The following is a 23,950-nucleotide window of genomic DNA, read 5'->3' as shown; positions in this document are numbered from 1 at the left end:
ATGAAGATGGATAGAAGAGATACCTTAAAAACACTATTTGTTGGAACATTAGCAGGAGCTGCATTAGCTACAACTGCAGGATGTACACCAGATACTAAAATAGATACACCAGCAGTAGGAACAGGAGATGCAGTTTATGGTAGAACAGAAGCTGAAAAAGAGCGTGATCAAAGATTGATGGCTGAAAAGTACTTTACAGCACATGAATTAGAAACCATCGCAGTATTAAGTGATATCATATTGCCAAGTACGGCAACGGCTGTTTCTGCCTCAGAAGCTGGAGTTCCAGAATTTATAGAATTTATTGTGAAGGATATGGAGTCGAACAAACTTCCCATGAGAGGAGGAATTGGCTGGTTAGATATCGAATCCAATAAAAGATTTAACAAGCAGTTTCAGATGTGTAGCAATACTCAGCAAATTGAAATCATAGAAGATATTGCTTATCCTGATCCTGACAATAAGAAACCAGAAATGGGACCTGGAATCAAATTTTTCGATTTGATGAGAAATTTGACTTTGACAGGTTATTATACGAGTAAACTAGGAATTAGGGATTTAGGATACAAAGGAAACACACCTAATGTTTGGGATGGTGTACCAGCTGATGTGCTAGCAGAACATGATGTCGATTACGATCCAGAATGGATTGCTAAATGCGTAGACCAGTCGAAAAGAGATGTAATTGCAGCATGGGATGATGACGGTAACTTGATTAGTTAAAAAATAATTTAAATAGTTTTTGAAATGTAGTGTCTTGGATTAAGGCACTACATTTTTTTTTGTGATTATTTAAATGTAAAATTTACTAAGATATATTTTGCTCATTAAAGTCAATGAAAGCAGGGATTCTCAATTCTAATTGTTAAAGAATTACAAAACAAGTGTCGAAACTTTTGCCCATCAATTAATTTATTTTACTTTTGCCGTCGGTGAGGGTCATACGGTCAGCTCCTTCTGAACTCCCCCAGGGTAGAAATACAGCAAGGGTAGGAGGTTGAGCGACGTCGGTATGTTTCCTCACTTTTTTTTTCACTTCAAAAATATACAACTCATGAGATTTTTTATAGATACTGCTAATATTGACGATATAAAAGAAGCAAAAGATCTTGGAATTCTTGATGGCGTAACGACTAATCCTTCATTAATGGCTAAGGAAGGTATTTCAGGTGATAAAAATGTAAAAGACCATTATGCTAAAATATGTGATATCGTAGATGGTGATGTAAGTGCTGAGGTGATATCTACTGATTTTGATGGAATGATTAAAGAGGCAAATGAGTTAGTTACCATTGCACCGAATATCGTTGTTAAAGTTCCAATGATTAAAGATGGGATCAAAGCAATCAGACACTTGTCAGATAATGGTGTAAGAACAAATTGCACATTAGTATTTTCTCCAGGTCAGGCGATTTTAGCTGCTAAAGCTGGTGCAACATACCTTTCACCTTTTATTGGTAGAATCGATGATATCACTTGGGACGGAATGTCTTTAATTAGAGATATTGCTGAAATCTATGCGATACAAGGATATGAAACTGAAATTCTCGCGGCTTCAATTAGAAATTCTTTACACATTGTAGATGCAGCGCGATCTGGTGCAGATATCGTGACATGTGGTTTAGGAGCAATTTTGGGATTACTTAAGCATCCACTTACAGATATCGGATTAGCTAAGTTTTTAGCAGATCACAAGAAAAGCAATTCATAAAAATTAAGATTTAGCTATTCTAGCAGCGCTGCCAGATCAGTTGAAATTTTGTTATAAGTAAAAGGAAATTAATGTTCGCATTAATTTCCTTTTGTTGTTTCAGACCCTCTTGATGTTAGCGCTCTAAGCGATGACATCAATCTTGCAGTTTAAGATCTTACATCGCTGCAAGCGCTGTCAGATCGAGTAATATTTATTAGAAGAAGCTCTCCTGATGTTATCGCTCTAAGCGATGACATCAATTTTGCAAGAACAGATCTTACATCGCTAAAAGCGCTGTCAGATCAAGTAATATTTATTAGAAGAAGCTTTCTTGATGTTAGCGTTCTGGCAATGACATCAATCTTACAGCATCAGATCTTACATCGCTAAAAGCGCTGTCAGATCAAGTAATATTTATTAGAAAAAGCTCTCTTGATGTTATCGCTCTAAGCGATGACATCAATCATGCAAGAACAGATCTTACATCGCTATAAGCGCTGTCAGATCGAGTAATATTTATTAGAAGAAGCTTTCTTGATGTTAGCGTTCTAAGCGATGACATCAATTTTGCAAGAACAGATCTTACATCGCTAAAAGCGCTGTCAGATCAAATAACTACGGATACACCTTGCCTAAATCATTCGTCCTCACTTCCTTTAGTTTTTCTTTCAATTGCTCTTGGAATCCTTCAACGACTTTAGCGCATTTCGGATCATAAGCTAAATTTGTATACTGCTTCGGATCTTTCTTCATATTGAATAACTCCATTCCTTCAGATCCATCCTCATTATACTGAATATAGGCCCACTTCTTTGTCCTCAGCAAATATGTATTCCCGCCTTGCGTCACGCTGAATGCTGCATCTCTAACTTTGTGCTTAGGTTTATCCAAGGTCTTCACTAAACTTTTTCCTTGCAAGTGTGTAGATGACTCAAGACCCGCTAATTCAGAAATCGTAGGATACAAGTCCAATAACTCCACAAATGAATGACACACCTGAGGCTTCTTACCTGGGACTTTTATAATAAGTGGAACCCTTACAGATTCTTCATGCAAACTCACCTTCATCCAAAAATCATGCTCCCCCAGGTGGAATCCATGATCTGAAGTAAACACAACAATTGTATTATCATCTAATCCTTCTGCTTTTAATGCATCGAGAACTTTTCCAACTTGCGCGTCCATGTATGCAACAGAAGCATAATAGGCTGCAACTGCTTTTTTCTGCTGATCAATAGACATTTTACCATTGACACTTGTAACATAATTTATTCCCTTTTTAGGGATATCATCCCAGTCACCTTCTACTTTCTTAGGTAGTACCATTCCATCATAAGGATAAGGCTTGAAGTAAGGCTTAGGTGCTACAAAAGGAACGTGTGGTCTCACAAATCCAACAGCCAAGAAAAAAGGCTCATCTTTATGCTCTTTGATCAATTCTATCGCTTTCTTTGCTGTTTTACCGTCGGAATGCACCAGATCATCACCATCAGCTTTCACAATAGTCATCACATTTCCTCCTTTTCGCTCTATTGTGCCATCTGGATTACCTTGAACCAATTCAGCTTCACCTTCAGCAGTCCATTCTGGTCCTTGGCTATTAAATCTTTCTGTCCATGAAGCTTCATCATCTTTGCCATTCGATCCTTTTTCAATATCTATAGGAACACCCATATGATAAATCTTACTCACTCGAGCGGTATAATAACCATTGTCCTTGAATAACTGTGGCCAAGTCTTTCGATCAGGTCCGATATTCTCTCTTCCACTCACATATCCAAAAGTCTTCGTAGCATTAGGATAATAGCCAGATAAGAAGGAAGCTCTCGACGGGCCACATACTGGATATTGCGTATATGCTTTAGTGTAACGAACTCCTTCTGATGCTAACTTGTCAATATTGGGCGTCTGACAAACCTTATTTTCATAAGAAGAAACGGCAGTTGCAGTAAGATCATCAGAGATGATAAATAATACATTCGGCTTTTTCTGTTGGGCAAAGGCAGAAAAAGAATGCAGGAAAGTAAGTAGAAGGATATACTGTCTCATTTTGGTGTTAATTTTATAACATTAGATGTCATTATTATGAAAAGTCTAACATTGACCATTCAAATATAAAATTTCTTTCTGAGTAACAAATTCTTCAGCCAACTAATGATTAATCATATAATTATTCATTAGCTTTTAGTTAATTAATAAATCTATTCAGCTATTTTGAATTCCGCCATCATTGGATAGTGATCTGATAAAGTATTGGTTATGCCTGAATTGTAAACTTCTACTTTTGTACAATCTTTCGCCAATATAGGACTGGCCATGATATAGTCTATTCTAACTGCATTTTGCTTTATTGTTTCTAAGGTTTGCTTATAAAGACCATCTAAAGCTTCCGACGGAAAGGTGTATGAGTCTTGCAAGTCTACTTTATTCAATGCTAAATCGATAGCTGGAGTGCCTAGAATGGTAGAAATAGCTGAATAATCAAATTCTCCAAGACGTAAATTTGTATGCTTACTACCTGCTCTTGGTTTATTTTTTTCTTTCAATGGTGTATTGGGTTCAATCCACAACGCATCAAAAGGAGAATAGGAATTGAAATCACCGTTAATGATGTATTTTTCTGAACCTGAATTCTTAATCATTTCAGAAACCATTTTTGTTTCCTTTAATCTGAAATCGCTATCTGCTGGCGAGAAATGAACAACAAAAAAATCTATTCCATAAGTCTCACAATGAAGTAAGCCATGCCAGAAGGGTTTTATTACTTTAGCCTTCAATGTTATCGGCTTATTCGATGTGATTCCAGTTGGATAACCTGAAGTTTTGAGCAACACGGAATACTGATGTCCCCATTTTGCTGCATCTTCTTTCAACATTTCATCCGTATATCCGCAAAGCTCTTGCAAGGAAACTACATCTGCATTTTGCTCCTTAATCCAATTCACACAACTTTCTCTTCGGACGGAATCCTTCCCCCAGTCAAATCCATTCCATATATTATAAGTAAGAACTTTTAGTTTAGTCGAGTCTGCTGGTGATGCATTTAATGTAATTGCTGAAACAAGAATAAGGAGTATACATAAATAGAATATTCGAATCATGTCTGTTTTCATTTAAATTATGGATTGCTTCATTATTCTAGGTCAATTTCTTAACCTTTGTGAATTCCTGAGATTTATTTTTGGAATTACACATTTAAGAATTCTGAAAGCTAATCATCCGCCTCTAAATATAATAAATAGAAGGAAACCAAATACGTAAATACACACAAGTATTGAAATTAGTCAGGAAAAAAGGAAGTGATGTATCAGAAAATCGAATATTTTCAGATTTCAGTTTTGAGATATTTCCTTGTTTTACTATTATTTGTTAATTTTTAGTTTTCTTTATTCCTCTAGCTTTAAATAACTACATACTCTAATAGCAACAACATGAAGTCCTTCCTTTTTACTTTTCTCTTATTTTTTTCAATTACTAATTATTTACTGGCTCAGGATGTCTGTCACGTTGAAAACCTAGAAATTGCACTAGGTCAACAAACCTATTCTGCAGCTGTGAAAAATAAATCCGTAACTGGAGAAGTGCTAAGTGTAGCTAACGAACATTATGAAAAGGGTATAGGAGTTCATTCTATGTCTCATATTAAAATCCGAATGAATAATGGCTATCATTTTAAAGCAAAAGTCGGTGTGAATGATTCTAAAATTGATTATGACGGTCCGAATGTAAAGACCATTCCACTCACTGATGGAAAGAGAATTTTTTATGAAGTGACTTCGACCTTCAAGCAATTTATAGGTGTGGAGGGTGATAATGGCGGAGTAAACCAAGGAAGCGTAGTTTTCAAAGTTTTACATAATGGCAAGGAGGTTTTTAATAGCGGTATCATGCGACAAGGAGACCCCGCTATGGAAATCGATCTAGAAACAAATAGAGGTTTGCTTGAACTCATTACGGAAGATGCAGGTGATGGACCGAGTGGTGATCATGGTGTATGGCTTAATCCAATCATAGAATATGTAGAGATCGCGCCAGCAATCACTTCTCTAGCATATACTGGCGTGAAAGAAGAACAGAAAGAAGAAATTGTTTCAGCACTCCGTAATAAAGTCAATCTGCTTCCGACTATTGATCTTCCGTTAAAGCAACCTGCACAAGATTGGTTAATAGACAATTCCTCTTTTAAAGCAGATATTTATCAAACTGGGAATGACAAGGAAATCATTATGTCTAATGGACTGATCTCTAGAACATTTAGAATTACACCTAATCTAGCAACTGTTGATTTTTCGAATGTAATGACAGGCGAAAGTTTGCTCCGAGCAGTTTCTAACGAAGGTGTTTTAACAATAGATGGAATTAATTATTCCATAGGTGGTCTTGAAGGTCAGCCTGAATATGGATATACTTTGGATAAGTGGTTAGATGATTTATCTGTAATCGGGAATTCGTTTATACTAGAAGATTTTGAAGTTAAGGAGATAAGAGACAGAATGAAGTGGAAGCAAGTTCGCTGGTCTTCTGAAAAAAATATGCCGACAGGAAAAGAGCTAGTATTTACTTTAAGCAAAGAAAGGATAGAAGTGAAAGTTCACTTTGTATTATATGATGGATTGCCAACGATAAGCAAATGGATAGAAGTGATTAACAAGGGCGATTTGCTGGTTCAGCTGAATACTTTTAAAGTGGAACAACTAGCAATGGTCGAAGGAGAAAGCTTAGTCGATGTTCCAGAACATTGGGTTAAGCCTAATATTCACATTGAATCAGATTATGCTTTCGGTGGAATGCAGCAAAAGAATTCAGATCATACGACTTATTGGGAGAATGATCCACGATATACTTCTCAAGTTAATTATCGGATGAATACACCTTGTTTATTAGAGGTGAAACCGCCATTGGGCCCTGAAACAGCAATATTGAAAAATGACACCTTAACCACCTTCAGAGTTTGGGAGACACCTATGGATAGCTGGGATAAGGAAAGAAGAGGACTTTTTATAAGGAAGATGTATAGAACCATATCACCTTGGATTACAGAGAATCCTATTTTTATGCATTTGATTTCTTCTGATGAAACTAAGATTAAAGAAGCGGTAGACCAATGTGTAGAGGTGGGTTACGAGATGATTATTCTCAGTTTCGGGAGCGGTGTCAATATGGAAGATGATACAGAAGCCAATTATGAAAAATTCGAAAGAATGGTGAAGTATGCTAATGATAGAGGAATTGAGTTAGGAGCATATTCATTATTATCAAGTAGGTGGATCAGTGAAGAAGTTGACGTCATTAATCCAGAAACAGGCAAACGTGGTGGTATGATTTTCGGTTCATCACCTTGTCTTTCAAGTGAATGGGGATATGACTATTTTAGAAAAATAAAGAGTTTCTTTAACAATACAGGAATGTCCGTCTTTGAAAATGATGGTTCTTATCCAGGAAATGTCTGCGCATCCACAACGCATGCACATCACAATGGTCTTGGAGATTCGCAGTGGAAACAATATGCTCAGATTCAGGATCTATATAAATGGATGAGAGGAAATGGAATCTACATGAATATTCCTGATTTTTACATCAATTCTGGAAGCAATAAGACAGGAATTGGATATCGAGAAGTGAATTGGTCATTGCCGAGAGATCGCCAGTTAATTCATGGTCGGGCGAATATCTACGATGGATTATGGGATCGGACGCCGAGTATGTGCTGGACGTTCACTCCTCTAACTCAATATCATGGTGGAGGAGCTGAAGCAACTATGGAACCATTACATGAACATTTAACAGATTATAAGAATCAAATGATTCAGAATTACGGCTCAGGTGTTCAATCTTGTTATCGAGGTCCAAGGCTTTATGATACGGAAGAAACGAAGAAAACAGTGATCGAAGTAATCGACTGGTATAAGGAATATCGAGAGATCTTAAATAGTGATTTAATCCATTTGCGAAGACCTTCTGGAAAAGATTGGGATGGATTTCTTCATGTCAATCCAGAATTAGAGACGAAAGGATTTGCCTTGTTCTTTAACCCAACTGATGAGGACATTACAAGAGAAATTTCTCTTCCTTTGTATTATACTGGACTGACGGATACTGCAATAATTAGCGAAGCTGAGGGAGAAGATGTTGAATATAAACTAGCCAGAGATTACAATGTCAAGGTCAGGATCGAAATACCTGCAAATTCGTATAACTGGTTTGTTATTAAATAAATACTATTTTGCCTTTGAAGGCTATATAATTATTAGACAACTTATAAGACATATATGAAAAACTTCTTTTATCTATTCATTGTTTCGATTTTTTTATGTCAATGTAATAGTCCTCAAAAATTGGCGAGTAAGAATTCAAAAGGAATGGACATCTATTTATGTATAGGTCAATCCAATATGGCTGGTCGCGCCACCATAGAAAATCAAGATCTAGATAGTCTAGAAAATGTCTTTCTCTTCAATGGGAATGATGGTTTCCCTTGGGAAAAAGCTGCTAATCCTATGAATAAATACTCAACAATCAGAAAGAATTTATCCATGCAGAAATTGAGTCCAAGTTATTATTTTGCGAAGGAAATGTCTATGCTTAATTCAGCTAGAAAAATTGGATTAGTTGTCAATGCAAAAGGTGGTTCTTCGATTACCGAATGGGAACCCAATGATCCGTTTTACATCGATGCTATTAATCGAGCTCAATTCGCTATGAATTATGGTGAAATCAAAGGCATCATATGGCATCAAGGAGAATCAGATGCTAGTGATTATGATGAATATATCCCTAAAATTTCAGCACTAATTGCCTCATTTCGAAAAGATTTAAATAGACCTAATTTGCCATTTGTGGTTGGACAATTATCACCCGATAATCCAAGCAGAATTCCGTTTAATAAGATGATACTTGAACTTCCAAGTGAAGTGGAAAATACAGCTGTTGTAACTGTTGAAAATACATCCACAGTTGATGATACACACTTTGATTCAGAAAGTCAGCGTAAATTGGGGAAAAGGTATGCTGCAGAAATGGTAAAATTATTGAAATAAGAACAACATGAATGGATTTCTAAAAGCATTGATACTTGGGTTAATTTTTACTTCGTCAATGTCATTTACCAAGGAAAGTAGTAAGGTATATTTCACGAATGGATTAAAAATTCAAGAAGTTAGTGCTACAAGTGCTGTAATTTGGACTCGATTATGTAAGTTTCCAAAAGCAGTACCAATTAAGCACCAGCAAAAAGCGGCACCGTTTAGAGGACCGATTGACTTCGATAATGATATGCCTGTTACAGAAATGGATGGCGCCGTAGAAGGCACATTTGGGGAAGTGCAGGTGACGCTAACTAGCGCTACTGATAAAATTGTGAAAGGGTGGAAGCATGTATCACCTTACAGAGATTTTACGATAATGATACCGGTACAAGACCTTGAACCGAATACTTCCTATCAAGTTTTAATAGAAGGTAGAAAGAACAAAGAAGAAGAAATTAGTGAAATCACAGGTCAATTTAAGACTGCACCAGATAAGGAAAGTATTGTATCAGTTGGATTCACTTCTTCCACTTGTCAGTATTTCTGGGATTATGATGATCCTATTAGAGGTTTTAAGGCTTATGATAATATGCGAAAATTAGAACCTTCATTTCATTGCCAGACAGGTGATTATGTATATTATGATAAGAAAGGACCTTTATCTTTCAATGTTGAATTAGCAAGGCACAAATGGCATGCGATTAATTCTTGGCCTTCGCTGATAGATTTTTATAGGAATATTCCTTCCTATCTACAGAAGGATGACCATGATATTCTGAGAGATGATGCTACTCCTGAATCAGAGCCATATGGAGAGCTAACCTTTGAAGATGCATTGCAAATATGGTATGAGCAAGTGCCACTGATTGATAAACCGTTTCGTAGTATTCGTTGGGGAAAGGATCTGGAAGTATGGTTGGTTGAAGGTCGTGAATTTCGGAGTGATAATAAAATGGTCGATGGAGAAAGTAAGTCCATTTTTGGTGAGGAGCAGCGCGCTTGGTTAAAGAATTCTATTGAAGAGTCTGATGCAACTTTTAAAATTTTGATGTCTCCGACGCCAGTTGTTGGACCTGACAGAGATAAGGGTAAGAATGATAATCATTCTAATAAAGCTTTTCAAACGGAAGGAACATGGCTAAGAAATTTGTTATCAACTCAGAAGAACACTTATGTGGTTAATGGTGATCGCCACTGGCAATATGTTTCACAGGATTTAGAAACTGGATTAATGGAATTCAGTCAAGGTCCGACGAGTGATGTTCATGCTCAAGGTTGGAGTCAAGAAGATGTAAGACCAGAGCACAAATTTCTAAGGGTTAAAGGTGGATTTCTATATGTATCTGTATATCGAGAAAACGATCTTCCGTTTATCAATTTTAGCCATTATGATGTAGATGGGAATGTGGTGCATGAGGAGATACTAAAAGGAGAGTAGGTGAGTAACAAGGTGTCGCTCCTCTGAAGGGAGTATTCTGAAAATCTGCAGAAATCTTTTTTCACTGTTCACTCTCAATTCTCCACCATCATCTAAAACACGAATAAGTATAAATATTAAAAATCTGCGGAAATCTGCATAATCTGCGGGAAACCCTTTTTTATTTAAGTATAGAGCATAACGTAAGGTGTAGCTCCTCTGGAGCTAGTATTCTGAAAATCTGCGGAAATCTGCATTATCACCGGGAAACCTTTTTTCACTGTTCATTCTCAACTCTCATCTCTCCATTTTCAAATCTCCACTATTAAAAAAATCTGCGGAAATCTGCATAATCTGCGGGAACCCCTTTTTTATTTAAGTATAGAGCATAACGTAAGGTGTCGCTCCTCTGGAGCTTAAATTAGTCAGAATGGTTAAGGTTACAAAGGTGTAGCTCCTCTGGAGCTAGTATTCTAAAAATCTGCGGAAATCTGGGTAATCAGCGGGAATTTATTTTCACTTTCCATTATCCACTCTCATCTCTCCATTATCCACTAAAACACCTCCGATTATAATGCTATGAAAAACCCATTCACACTGCAATCCTCGTAATCTTTATAAAATATCTAAAGTTTCCTACTATGCATTCCAACATTACGTCTTATTTTACTCCATCGATAAAACAATAAATGAGCTATATCAATACCATTGGCATCGCCAATCCCCTTTATAAGTCCGATCAAATGGACATTTACGATTACATGGTGGATACCATTCCATACCCTGACAAGGAGAAAAAAGTACTTCGCTATCTTTATAAAAAAAGTGGAATCGAAACCAGATATTCAGTTTTGCCCGATTTTTCTGCTACTAATGGCGAAGAGAGATTTTATAATACTAATAACCAGTATAATCCTAATGTCGAAAATAGACTCTCCGTTTACGACAAATCAGCATTGCCTTTAGCTTTGGAAGCTATCCAAAATTGCTTAGAAGATTCTACTATTCCTAACTCAGAAATAACGCACTTAATTACCATTTCATGTACAGGAATGTCTGCCCCAGGAATGGACGCGGAAATTATAAAAACATTGAACTTATCAAAAAGTATTCAACGATTTAATATCAATTTCATGGGTTGCTTTGCAGCGATAAATGGACTGAAGTTAGCAGATACAATTTGTAGAGCAGATACTGATGCTCGTGTCCTAGTGGTTTCCGTTGAATTGTGCACATTACATTTTCAGAATACCATTTCAGCGGATTACAACCTATCAAATATGCTTTTTGCAGATGGAGCAGCAGCGACTATTGTCACAGGAAATAAAATAAGTGAGCAGTCTCTACAGATTAGCGGTTTTCACTCCGACATCAATAATAAAGGTGAAGAAGATATGAGTTGGAACATCACCTCTTCAGGTTTTTTAATGCAACTCAGTTCTTATGTGCCTAAATTACTAAAAGCAGGATTTAAGGATATTCTGGATAGTATTGTTTCTAAATATGGAATAGCGTTTGAAGAACTGCAGCATTGGGCCATTCATCCAGGAGGAAAGCGAATTCTAGATAATATAGAACATGAATTTGCCCTTGAGAATGGAGAATTGAATGCGAGTAGGAAGGTATTAAAAGATTATGGAAATATGTCATCACCAACTATTCTATTTGTTCTGAAATCCATGCAGGAAGCTGAAAATAAAACCAAAGGTGAATACATCTTTACAGCTGCTTTTGGTCCTGGATTAACAACTGAAACCGCACTTTTAAGATATGCCTGATTTTACTAAAAGATCATTCGAAAAGGAACTGCTAGACGCAGAAAATATTCCATTTAGAGATATTGAAATCACGCTTAATGAGTTGCATTTTGTCAATACTTGGCTCGGTGGTTACAACGCTACACGATATGGATTAAAAAAGCTACTTAGTGGCCATAAAGGGAAAATTAAAATAGCGGATGTCGGATGTGGAGGTGGACACCATTTAATTGAAATTGCTAAATGGTGTAGAGCAAGAAATTTGGAAGTAGAACTGGTTGGTATTGATATGAAAGCGGAGTGTATCCAGTATGCGATGGAGAAAACTAAAGCTTATGATAACATTCGGTACATCACCAGCGATTACCGACTGGTGGATGAACAATTCGATGTGATAAATTCATGTTTATTCACCCATCATCTTAATGATGATCAATTATCAGGATATATAGCTTGGTCTAGAAAAAATTCAACAATAGGTGTAGTTGTCAATGATCTGCACCGACATTTTCTAGCTTACTATTCAATCAAATACTTGACAAAGTGGTTTTCTCATTCACACTTAGTTAAAAACGATGCTTGTTTATCAGTTCTTCGTTCGTTTAAAGCCAAGGAATGGAAACGTTTTGATCCACAAAGCGAAGTTCATTGGAATTGGGCTTTTCGATACACAACTTTACTGAGAAAATGAATTACCAACTAGGCATAGTGGGAGGAGGATTAGCAGGATTGTCATTAGCAATTCAGGCAAGCAGAGCAGGCATTTCTACGGTATTATTTGAAAAAAAAGAATTCCCGTTCCATAAATTGTGTGGCGAATACCTTTCTCGAGAATCATTACCCTTTTTAGAAAGTCTAGGTTTTGATTACAAGCTAATGGTTCCTGCAGAAATCGACAAACTTCGAATGACCAATGTTTCAGGAAAGCAATTAACTGTAGATCTGCCATTAGGGGGAATCGGTCTTTCTAGATATACAATGGATAATGAATTGATGAAAATAGCCAAAACACATGGTGCTATGATTCTCGAAAATACTTCAGTTCAATCTTCTCAATATATTGATAACGTGCATTATATAAAAACTAAAGCAGGGGACTATCAGTGCGAAATTCTAGTCTCAGCTTTTGGTAAACAATCTAATCTATCAGGAAAAAATAAGCTTGAAGATGACCAAGGAAATAATTACTTAGGTATCAAATACCACGCTCGCCTGCCTAATTATCCAGAAGAATTGATAAGCATTCATAATTTCAAAGATGGTTATTGTGGGGTATGCCGGCTTGAAAAAGACTGGGTATCGATCTGCTACTTAAGTCATACCCAAAATCTTCGTGCATCCAATAATAGCATTGCTCAGATGGAAGATGAAATCCTCTTTCAGAATAGCGAGATTGCAGCCGTTTTCGAGCATGCAGATATGTTGTATCAAAAACCGATTGCAGTGTCTAATATTGCATTCAAGAAGAAAGCATTAGTTCATGAAAAAATTATATATGTCGGTGATGCAGCAGGATTAATCACACCATTGTGTGGGAACGGCATGTCTATGGCACTCCACGGATCATATATCCTAGGACAATTAATCCAACAATACTTTAATAATCAAATTTCGGATGCTGATTTATACTTGGAATATGATAAATCTTGGAACCATCACTTTAGCAAGAGAATGGCAGTTGGTAGAAGTATTCAAAGCGCTTTTAGAAAGGAAAAAACTGCAGATATTGGAATCAGTTTACTTAATATCTTTCCTTTTTTAAACAAGCGCATTATTTCATTGACACATGGAAAAAACTTTTATAAAGGTTAAGTATTTCATCTTTTACTCCTTCGTCTTTCTTGAAATTTTATGCTTATCCAACGGATACTTTTTATTTTCAACTTTACTATCTTGTCTTCTGTCAGAGGTAACATATTTTAATTTATGAGCTCTTATTTTTATTAAATGATGTAGAATCATTCATTACCAATATTGACTTACAAACTGCCATGAAAAACAGATTATTACTCACTATTACAATTTTTGTTTTTATTCAATCGATAACGGTTGGACAAGTAGAGTTCAATACACATAGTCCTAAAAAAATGGAAAAGGACTTGAAAGAACTTTTAGATATGGTAGATGCTCATCCTGATCCATTTGCGAAAATAACAGAAGAAGATTTTAATCAAATTGTTGATGTAGTAAAGCAAAACATTACCAAAGAATTGGATGAAGTCGATTTTTATAAAAATCTTTCTAGAATTGTAGCTGCTATCAGTGACGGACATAGTCGGCTTTCCATGCCACGACATTGGCTTAAAAATTTAATGAAAAAACATGGTGTCTTTCCTTATGAAATCTTTGTGACCAATAAGAATGAATTATTCATTATCAAATCATATGGTGATGAAAACTTGCCATTAGGAGTCCAGATTCTAGAAATAAATGGAATGTCTGTAGATTCCATGATAAATGCACTCAATCCTTATATTTCGTATGAAACGATTCCATTCAGAAATGATAAGATTACAGAGTCTTTCGAACTAATGCTATATCTCATCTTTAAACAATCTAGTAATCTGAAATTTAAGACCGCTAATTCTGAAGTTATCATTCCAAGCATACCCTTTAAAGATTGGAAAAAACAAAAAAAAGATAATAGAGAAGAACGAGAAAAAAAGATTGGTATAGGAGAACCGTATGAATTTACTATTCTAGAACCAGGAGTTGGAAAAATAGATATCTTTTCATTTTCGGTTTCTGATATTGACAAATACAATTTTTTTCTGAATAAAACTTTTAAGCAAATCAAGAAAAACAACATCCATTCTTTAATTATAGATGTAAGAGGAAATTACGGAGGTTGGCCTAAAATTGCATCTGAATTGTTTCATTATATACATAATGGTTATTTTAAAACGATGGCAAAATCTAGTATGAAGATTAGCTATCCATATCGTAATTATTTTACGCGACGTAACCCCAGCTTAAGGAGTGGCAACGTTATTTTAGAACAAAAAAGACATTATGTTGATTTGTCATCGGTACTATATGGCAAGCTTGATAGTTACGTGGACGAAGATTTATTTTTTAATGAAACCCCCATCATGGAAACTTATGAGTTCACTGGTGATTGTTACTTGCTAATAGACAGAAAGTCATATTCAGCTTCCTCAGCATTTGCTTCTACATTTCAGTGTTATACAATGGGATTCATTATTGGAGAACCGACCGGTGGAACTAAAATTTTTAGAGCGAATGCCATATTTAAAGAACTACCTAGAACAAGTATAGTTGCTGCGATGTCTACTACCAAATTATATACGGCTTGCTACAATTTGGAAGATGAACCTGTTAATCCCAATATCGTTGTAGTTCCTACAATAACAGATAGAGTTTTTGACCAAGATCCTCAATTAATTACAGCTCTATTATTGATAAAAAAAATGCAGAAAGCCAAAGCGGACATGGAGTAGCCAATGTTCATAAAAACCTCATGTAGATTTAAACTTGTATTTTTTCGTAACTTTCCTTGTATAATTACATTGAATGAACTTCATTTATCTAATGATTAAAATACAACAATGCCTTTAGAATCGAAAAGTGCGGTTGCACACGGAGATGGAAATTTTACCATTGAGAAAGTGATGCTTAGTGATCCACAGTCAGATGAGGTTATAGTGCAAATGAAGGCGGCTGGTTTATGTCATACGGACTATGATTCCCTTACTTGGGGAAAGCCTATAGTTATGGGTCATGAAGGAGCAGGAATTGTTTATCAAGTCGGAAAGGAGGTTTCGGATTTCAAAATTGGTGATCAAGTTATTCTAAATTGGGCAACACCATGTATGACATGTTTTCAGTGTCAAGAAGGCAATCAGCATATTTGTGAAAATAATTCTCCAGTTGTTGCAGGTGGAAATGGCTATACACAAGGTCATGCTCATATAGAAGGATCGAAATGGAAAGGTCAAAATATCGAGCGTTCTTTTAATCTTGGCACAATGAGTGAATTCACTATCGTCAAAGAGTCTGCTTTAGTCAAGGTAAATGATGATGACCTTAATTTCTCAGCAGCTGCGATAATTAGTTGTGGTGTGATGACGGGATACGGCTCTGTAGTTAATTCAGCTCAATTAAAAGCCGGAAGTTCTGCTGTGGTACTAGGTTGCGGTGGTGTTGGGTTAAACGTGATTCAAGCTTGTCGGATATCAGGTGCTGCGATGATAATTGCCATTGATATCAATCCAGAAAAGCTGCAGTTGGCTATGAATTTTGGAGCAACACATACGATCTTAGCTGAAAAAGAGGATAAAGGCTTAATCGCGGCATCACATAAGGTGGTAGATATGTTGGGAGGACGTGGCGCTGATTACGCTTTTGAGTGCACTGCCATTCCACAACTAGGAGCTGCTCCATTAGCCATGATTAGAAATGCTGGGACTGCTGTTCAAGTAAGTGGAATAGAAGAAGAAATTACGATGGACATGCGTCTCTTCGAATGGGATAAAATTTATATCAATCCATTATATGGTAAATGCAGGCCACAGATTGATTTCCCTAAGTTAATGCGGCTGTATAAAAACGGTTCATTGAAATTAGATGAAATGATTACTCGATCCTATCGATTAGAAGAATTGGCTATGGCTTTTGATGATTTATTGCTTGGCAAGAATGCTAAAAGTGTAATCACCTTTGAATAATTTCCATTACTAATAATATGATGAGCAGCTTTAAAACGGTGGAATTGTCAGAAAAGACTTATGAGTCTGGAAACTTGCGATTTCTAACGGTGAAATCACCTAATTTAAAAGGAAGAGGTGATATATGCCTTTTTGTTCCAAGTTCAAATCAAGAACTAAGGGATTTGCCAATATACATATTACTGCATGGAGTATACGGCAGTTCATGGGCTTGGGCAATGAAAGGTGGTGCTGCTCAATCTGCACAAACCATGATTGAAGCAAATCAAATTAAACCAGCCATAATAGCTATGCCTTCTGACGGCTTGTGGGGCGATGGTTCAGCTTATCTTCCGCATCACCAAAAGAATTTTGAAGAATGGATTGTAAGTGATGTACCAACGGCAGTTAGAGAAAATATTCCAGAGGCAAGTGATGCTTCTGTACTCTGTATCGGAGGTCTTTCGATGGGCGGATATGGAGCATTAATGTTAGGCGCGAAACATGGAGAAAAATTTAAAGCAGCATCAGGGCATAGCTCTATTACTAAATTGATGGAATTGAAAGACTTTGTGGAAGAACCTATTGATGATTATAAAACCGAGGGTGTACTTTATGATGTTATAGATGCAATGAAATTTCACCATGATAAATTACCTAAAATTAGATTTGATTGCGGTATTTCGGACTCATTATTGGATGCGAATCGAAAGCTTCATCAGGAAATGGATACTGCAGGTATCAAGCATATTTATGAGGAATTTGATGGTGGGCATGAATGGCCGTACTGGCAAGATCATGTAACAAAGACTTTTATGTTTTTCGATAAGGCAACAAATTTGGACTGCTAAGCCCTTAATAGGAATTTACATCTAATATCAAACATGCTTAAGAGACAAATTTTTCAAGAAAACTAATCTTTTGAATTTGTAGGGACTATTAAGCCGAATTTGTATTAAAGCCATTCATATTTTAACTTCCCGAGAAAACTATACAAGTCAGACAACTTTAGACTGCTAAGCCCGTAGTAAAAATCTACATCTAATACCGAAAATACTTAATAGACAAACTTTTAAGAAAACTATCCTCATGAATTTGTAGGGACTATTAAGCCGAATTTGTATTAAAACTATTCATATTTTAACTTCCTGAGAAACTAGATATCGTCCTAGTTCACACCAATTAAACCCTACATTTTCACACCTACTTCAAATTAATTTTAAAATTAATGCCCGTTCACACATCATTTTAATAGGGGTTTTTTAACTATGTTGTATCGTAACAATAGAAAATATAAAACATTGAAAGGACAACAAAATTTAATTCAGAAGTACCTAGAAGGTCAAGCCACTGAGGAGGAAATCCAATCATTAGACAATTGGGTTAAACAGAGCATGGAAAATGAAGCTGTTTTTAAAGATGCTATCGCAGAATGGAATGTTTCAAGCAAATTCAATTCCGAAGCATTTGACACTGAAAATGCTTTTAACAATTTCCTAAACGCTACCAAAAAACACTCCGCAGCTAAACCACCTCAGAAAACAATCATTCGCAGCCTATCTCCTGCTATTAAGGTTGTTGCAAGTATTGCTGCAATCCTTGTATTGTCCTTTTACTTTTTCTATCCAGATCAGAAAGATATAATTGAAATGGATTATGCGGATCAGATAATTCTGAAGTCAGACGATGGAAGCATAAAGATTATAGAAGAAGATATGCTTTTATCTTTTGCAGATGATCAATCAAGCGCTATTGCACATTACGATGAAATCATTGTTCCTTTTGGTAAAACCTTTACAGTAGTCCTTTCTGATGGATCTACCGTCAAGTTGAACTCTGGATCGACTTTAAAATTTCCAGAAAAATTTACCTCTGACTTAGATACAAGAAGTGTTGTGCTAGAAGGGGAAGCATTCTTCGATGTAGAAAAAAATGAAAAACAACCCTTCATTGTTCAGACTTCCGATATGAATATTAAGGTATTAGGAACCAGTTTCAACGTCTCTGCTTACGCTGATGACGCATCTGTTAAAACAATTCTTGTAGAAGGCAGAGTGAATATCTCCGATCCTCAGAATGTTTTCCGTGATTCAGACATCATTCCGAATCAGATGGCCGTTTTTGATAAGACAACATCCAATTTTGATATCGTCGATGTGAATGCATTAAAGCTAACCTCTTGGACACGAAACAAGCTTTTATTCAACGATAAGTCGTTCGAGGATATCACTAAAATTATCGAAAGAAGGTACAACGTACAGGTCATTAATAACTATGACACCTTGAATAATATCAAATTTTACGGAGAAGTAGTCAATGAGAGTATTGAAGATGTATTTGAAACTTTCAGTATGGCCGTGGATTTTAATTATATCATAAAAGATGGTTCCGTTACCCTTAATAAGCCAGAATAAATGAACAACATTTTTTAATAATAAAGCGACCAGCTATTGTTTAGACAACGATAAATTATGCGAACTAAAAACTTACTACTTAAAGCTTACGTATCTATTTTTCTTATCGCATTGACTAGTGCTACTTCACTTATAGCTCAGAATTCTGTTTCTGTTCATCTTGAAAATGTGCCCATGAGTGAAGTGCTTGATGGAATATCAGAAGAATCAGGATTTTCCTTCTTCTTTAAAGAAGGCGTGGTAGATATTAATGAAATCGTAAGCATTTCTGCAAAAGGTGAAGAATTGACAACTGTCTTGTCGACCTTTTTCAAAGACAAGAATATTAAGTATGATATTTTAAAATCGCAAATCGTACTAAGTAAACAATCAAGCATTAATAAACCTATAGCAAAACCTCCTGTTATTGAAGAACATCAACTTGAGATTACAGGAACCGTGATATCTTCTGACGGGAATTACGGTTTGCCCGGTGTAAGTATTGTCGTTTTAAGTTCAGGGCTTGGTACTATTTCAGATGGTGATGGCAATTTTAGCATTAACGTTGAAATAGGGGAGAAACTTAGATTCAGTTATATAGGTTATACAACTCAAGTAGTCACGGTTTCACAAAACAAACTAAATATCGTTCTTCATCCTGATGTTACGAAACTTGATGAAGTAATTGTAGTTGGTCTTGGAATCTCAAGGGACAAAAAAGCACTTGGATATTCTATTGCTGAAGTCGAAGGTCAAGAAGTGAATACCATTCCGACAACTGATATCGTCAACAATTTATCAGGACGAGTACCTGGGCTAGAAGTGTCTTCATCTTCTGGAAATATGGGCGGTTCTGCTCGTGTTTTGATTAGAGGTGCAGGATCAATGTTAGGGAATAACCAGCCTCTTTATGTAGTGGACGGAACCATCATTGACAATTCAAGTCTAAGTAACACTTTTCAGAATGCGGGATTAGGAGATGTAGCTGATTACGGAAATTTATCGCAAGATATTAACCCTGATGACATTGAAAACGTAACCGTATTAAAAGGTCCAGCAGCTTCTGCCATTTATGGGTCTAGAGCAGCTAATGGTGTCATTCTCATCACTACCAAAAACAGTGGGAAAAGTGATAACGTAGGAATCGATGTAAGTTTCACTGGGATGTTTGAAAATGTAGCCCGTCTTCCTCAGTACCAAAACTCATATGGAGGAGGATTAGGTACAACTTTCGAGCAAAGAGAGATTAATGGCAAAACATATAATATCCCATTTTATGCAATGGATCAATCTTGGGGACCGAAATTAGATGGAACTCCAGTCATTCCATATTGGTCACTTTATAATTGGGAAGCCAATGGGAAAAAGGGTGATCCAGAAACTGTTCCTTGGGAAGCACAACCATCTAACATTAGAGATTTTTTCGAGACTGGATTCCTAGCAAAAACCAATGTCGCTTTCTATAAAGGAACGGATATAGCAAGTTTCAGAATGTCATTTACTAATCTTAGTCAAACTGGAGTTTTTCCCAATTCTAACTTAGGACGAAACACCATTAATTTCTCAGGAAATCTGAATCTAACTAAGAAGCTTTTCGTGGGATTAAAAGGAAATTTTGTTAAAAATACGACGAGAGCTTTACCTGTTTCTGGATATTCTAATAATGGCATTATGACGAAACTTGCTCAATGGGGACAGCGCCAATGGGATATGTCTAAAATGAAAGACTACAAGCAACCTGATGGAACACAGCGTACTTGGAACCGAATTTCATTCGAGAATCCAGGACCTCAATATGCCGATAATCCCTATTGGACACAATATGAGAATTATGGAAAAAGTGAAAGAAACAGAGTTTTCGGTAATACTTTCATAGGTTATAAATTGACAGACTGGATGACAGCCCAGTTTACATTAAACATTGATCATTATGATGAATCTAGATCAGTTAGAACCGCTGAAGGATCTACATTAGAATCATATTATGCTACAGATGTGTACGGATTTTCAGAAATCAATAATGAATTTTCAGTGAACTTCCAGCGTCAACTCAATGATGATTTTCATGTAACAGGAATGATAGGAGCGAATAGGATGGATAGGGATTTCAGGAGAGTGACTGGTAGTGTAGATGGTGGTCTTGCAGCACCTGGAATTTATAGTCTCACCAATTCTAAAAATCAAGCATTCGTAGATGAGTATAAGTATATTAAGCGGATTAATTCTGCTTATGGAAGTGCTACCATAGGATGGAGAAGTTTATTATATTTAGATGGATCATTCAGGAATGATTGGTCTTCGACATTGCCAGCTGATAACAATTCTTATCCATATTATTCAACCAGCTTAAGTTTAATTCTTTCTGAGCTTCCTGGATTAGAAAATATTTCTTGGATCGATTTCTTGAAAATTAGAGGCGGATATGCGAAAGTTGGAAATGATACAGATGCTTACAATCTGGAATCAACTTACATCAGTAATAACAGTTACGGATCTTATCCATTATTCTCTAATCCTAATGCGATATTCAATGGTAACCTAAAACCTGAAACTTCGAATTCTTGGGAAACTGGATTGGAAATGAACTTGTTTAAAAACAGACTTTCAGCTGATGTTACTTACTATAATACATTGACAATAGATCAAATAATGCCGATTGCCATTTCAGCAACTTCTGGATTCAGGCAGAGATGGCTTAATGCTGGATCAATGAGTAATAAAGGTGTAGAACTTGGCTTAACAATTTCTCCAGTCCAAACGAAAAATTTCACATGGAATGCCACAGTCAATTTTGCTAAGAATGTCAATGAAGTTGTGGAATTACCACCAGATATTGACCAGATCAATTTAGCGGATATAAATGGGACGTATCTCGTCGTTGCTAAAGGTGAAAAATACGGAATGCTTAAAGGTGTAGATTTTGTTTACCAAGATGGCCAAAAGGTGATTGAAGATGGATTATACAAGCAATCAGAAGAATTGAAATCTCTAGGTTCTGTAATGCCAGATTATACCGTAGGATTAATAAATGATATGCAGTATAAGAGGATGAATTTTGGGTTTACAATTGCTCATCAAAAAGGAGGTCATTATCAGTCCTTGACGAATATGTACGGAATTGCATCCGGTTCTTTCGAATCTACAGCAGCTAATGGAATCAGAGAAAAAGGAATAATTATAGAGGGTGTCAAAGAAGATGGGACGCCGAATGATGTCAATGTTGATGCCTTCGATTGGGCTAATGCACACAGAAATTTTGGTGCACTTAATATATTCGAAGCTACATATTTCAAATTGAGAGAAATACACTTAACCTATTCAATGCCATCTAAGTACTCAGGTCCATTTCAAGGAGTCAGACTAAGTTTAGTCGGTAAGAATCTAGCCATGTGGGGAACAGATAATCCACATGTAGATCCTGAGCAAATTACCAATGGCGGAAATATTCAAGGTTTCGAAGGTGGTGCAAACCCTCCGACGTATTCATATGGATTCAATGTTTCAATCACACTTTAATAAGGCTATGATCATGAATAAATTATTTAAAAGATTGACCTTCCTAATCGTGGTTTTCACAATTAGTGCTTGCACAAAGGATTTCGATATTATTAATACCAATCCTAATGCTCCCGACACTGTACCGACGTCTTACTTAATGACTAATGCTCAGACCTATATAATGACCACGCTGAGGAATAATGGTCTAGGTGGAAGAATGGGAATGCTCTATGCTCAATATTGGTCACAATTAGCACTTACAGATGAAAGTAGATATTATGTTTTCAGTGGCTTAACTAATAATTCCTTTAGAGATTTATATCTTAACCTTTATGACCTTCAGGACATTATCAATAAATGCAAAGAAAATCCGGAAGAAAACGGAGCTTCTGGTTATGCTCCTAATCAAATTGCAGTAGCAATGATTATGCAAGCCTATACTTTTCATATCATGACGGATATTTGGGGTGATATTCCTTATTCAGAAGCGTTACAAGCTAAGGTAAATACGACTCCAGTATATGATCAATCAGAGGATATTTATAGAAGTCTAATAGAGAAACTGAAGGAAGCTATTAACTTGATAGATGTATCTCAACCTGGCATGCGAGGAGACATCATCTACACTGGGAATATGAACAAATGGAAAAGATTTGCTAACTCTTTAATCATGCGGATAGGATTGCGAAGTGGAGATCTCAATGCTGTTCGTGAAGCTGCGCCTAACGCGTTTCAGTCAAATGATGACAATGCTAATTTTCAATACGCAGCAACAGGAAGTGCGATTAATCCACTTTATGTAGACTGGGTAGAAAACAAAACGCTAGGAAAACAATTTGCAGTTTCTAAGACGCTAGTTGATTACATGTTAAATAATAATGATACAATGCGTCTAGCTGCTTTTGCGACAAATTTGGAAAAGAATCCTAATAAGCCAGCCATTTATAGAGGCCTAACCTACGGATTAACCAACAATAATTCGATCTTAGAATTCTTCAAAGGTGTTTCTCTACAAACAGAAAGGATCTACAAAGCAGATGCTTCCACACCACTAATGAATTATGATGAAGTCTTATTTATTCTTGCGGAAATAGATAATGACGAAGGTAAATTTCGAGAAGGAGTGAAGAACTCTGCTATGAATTGGGGAGTAGAAAAAGCATCCGCGCAACAACTAGCGGATGAAATAGAGTATAAAGGACTGGAATCCATTATCAATGAAAAATGGGTCGCTAACTATATGCAAGGGATTCAAGGCTGGGCAGAATATCGTCGAACTGGCTATCCTGAATTAAAAGCGCCTGTTGATGGTTATCATCCTTCAGCAATGGTAGGTGATTTAGTAGTTCCGAATAGACGCCAGTATCCGCCTGATGAAAGTCAGCTCAATGGTGTAAATTATAACAAAACTGTTGAAAAATTATTAGATCCAGGAGGACAACAACAAACTCCAATGTTCTGGCAAAAGTAGAAATAATTAGAATTAGATATGTAGCGTAT

16 protein-coding genes and 1 other RNA gene are annotated in these 23,950 nt (G+C 36.2%); 15 read left to right on the top strand and 2 right to left on the bottom strand.

The features are described 5' to 3' along the window. The first annotated feature begins 6 nt into the window (after positions 1-6). From L2586_RS13875 to fsa, 3 genes are all read left to right on the top strand, one after another. On the top strand, positions 7-723 hold the full coding sequence (locus tag L2586_RS13875) for a gluconate 2-dehydrogenase subunit 3 family protein (RefSeq protein ID WP_235293515.1): 717 nt from the start codon (positions 7-9) through the stop codon (positions 721-723). 208 nt (positions 724-931) lie between these two features. Further along, positions 932-1,028: signal recognition particle sRNA small type (ffs, locus tag L2586_RS13870), an RNA gene on the top strand. Between the two features lie 26 nt (positions 1,029-1,054). Continuing rightward, a complete protein-coding gene (gene fsa, locus L2586_RS13865) occupies positions 1,055-1,711 on the top strand; it encodes a fructose-6-phosphate aldolase (RefSeq protein WP_235293514.1) in 657 nt (218 codons plus the stop codon). 597 nt (positions 1,712-2,308) lie between these two features. Here fsa and L2586_RS13860 read toward each other — a convergent pair. Together L2586_RS13860 and L2586_RS13855 are read right to left on the bottom strand one after the other, a co-directional pair. After that, positions 2,309-3,742: a sulfatase gene (locus L2586_RS13860; protein ID WP_235293513.1), complete on the bottom strand. Its 1,434-nt coding sequence runs from the start codon at positions 3,740-3,742 to the stop codon at positions 2,309-2,311. A gap of 152 nt (positions 3,743-3,894) precedes the next feature. Then, positions 3,895-4,794 (bottom strand): endonuclease/exonuclease/phosphatase family protein, encoded by a 900-nt coding sequence (locus L2586_RS13855; RefSeq protein WP_235293512.1) that lies wholly within the window; start codon positions 4,792-4,794, stop codon positions 3,895-3,897. A gap of 330 nt (positions 4,795-5,124) precedes the next feature. Between L2586_RS13855 and L2586_RS13850 the strand changes: the two genes are divergently transcribed. From L2586_RS13850 to L2586_RS13795, 12 genes are all read left to right on the top strand, one after another. Continuing rightward, complete coding sequence (locus L2586_RS13850) at positions 5,125-7,908, top strand: NPCBM/NEW2 domain-containing protein (protein ID WP_235293511.1); 2,784 nt, start codon at positions 5,125-5,127, stop codon at positions 7,906-7,908. Between the two features lie 144 nt (positions 7,909-8,052). After that, on the top strand, positions 8,053-8,730 hold the full coding sequence (locus tag L2586_RS13845) for a sialate O-acetylesterase (RefSeq protein WP_235293510.1): 678 nt from the start codon (positions 8,053-8,055) through the stop codon (positions 8,728-8,730). A 7-nt stretch (positions 8,731-8,737) separates the two neighbouring features. Continuing rightward, the gene (locus L2586_RS13840; RefSeq protein ID WP_235293509.1) at positions 8,738-10,156 is read left to right on the top strand and encodes an alkaline phosphatase D family protein; all 1,419 of its coding nucleotides are present in this window, start codon (positions 8,738-8,740) and stop codon (positions 10,154-10,156) included. Positions 10,157-10,824: 668 nt separating this feature from the next. Beyond that, the gene (locus L2586_RS13835) at positions 10,825-11,913 is read left to right on the top strand and encodes a type III polyketide synthase (RefSeq protein ID WP_235293508.1); all 1,089 of its coding nucleotides are present in this window, start codon (positions 10,825-10,827) and stop codon (positions 11,911-11,913) included. Further along, on the top strand, positions 11,906-12,583 hold the full coding sequence (locus L2586_RS13830; RefSeq protein ID WP_235293507.1) for a methyltransferase domain-containing protein: 678 nt from the start codon (positions 11,906-11,908) through the stop codon (positions 12,581-12,583). The genes L2586_RS13835 and L2586_RS13830 overlap by 8 nt, the downstream gene beginning before the upstream one ends. Beyond that, positions 12,580-13,704, top strand: coding sequence for an NAD(P)/FAD-dependent oxidoreductase (locus L2586_RS13825; RefSeq protein ID WP_235293506.1), 1,125 nt, complete (start codon positions 12,580-12,582; stop codon positions 13,702-13,704). The genes L2586_RS13830 and L2586_RS13825 overlap by 4 nt, the downstream gene beginning before the upstream one ends. A gap of 179 nt (positions 13,705-13,883) precedes the next feature. Continuing rightward, the gene (locus L2586_RS13820; protein WP_235293505.1) at positions 13,884-15,353 is read left to right on the top strand and encodes a S41 family peptidase; all 1,470 of its coding nucleotides are present in this window, start codon (positions 13,884-13,886) and stop codon (positions 15,351-15,353) included. Between the two features lie 108 nt (positions 15,354-15,461). Beyond that, positions 15,462-16,580, top strand: a complete 1,119-nt coding sequence (locus tag L2586_RS13815; protein WP_235293504.1) for a Zn-dependent alcohol dehydrogenase — start codon at positions 15,462-15,464, stop codon at positions 16,578-16,580. A gap of 20 nt (positions 16,581-16,600) precedes the next feature. After that, positions 16,601-17,410, top strand: coding sequence for an alpha/beta hydrolase (locus L2586_RS13810; protein ID WP_235293503.1), 810 nt, complete (start codon positions 16,601-16,603; stop codon positions 17,408-17,410). Positions 17,411-17,860: 450 nt separating this feature from the next. Then, positions 17,861-18,973 (top strand): FecR family protein, encoded by a 1,113-nt coding sequence (locus L2586_RS13805; RefSeq protein ID WP_235293502.1) that lies wholly within the window; start codon positions 17,861-17,863, stop codon positions 18,971-18,973. A gap of 57 nt (positions 18,974-19,030) precedes the next feature. Beyond that, complete coding sequence (locus L2586_RS13800) at positions 19,031-22,468, top strand: SusC/RagA family TonB-linked outer membrane protein (RefSeq protein ID WP_235293501.1); 3,438 nt, start codon at positions 19,031-19,033, stop codon at positions 22,466-22,468. Positions 22,469-22,481: 13 nt separating this feature from the next. Further along, positions 22,482-23,921, top strand: a complete 1,440-nt coding sequence (locus L2586_RS13795; RefSeq protein WP_235293500.1) for a SusD/RagB family nutrient-binding outer membrane lipoprotein — start codon at positions 22,482-22,484, stop codon at positions 23,919-23,921. Positions 23,922-23,950: the final 29 nt, after the last annotated feature.

This window comes from Portibacter lacus (genome assembly GCF_021533215.1).
GTDB lineage: Bacteria > Bacteroidota > Bacteroidia > Chitinophagales > Saprospiraceae > Portibacter > Portibacter lacus.
The sequence above is the reverse complement of the archived record's forward strand: the minus strand, read 5'-3'. Positions and strand labels throughout refer to the sequence as shown.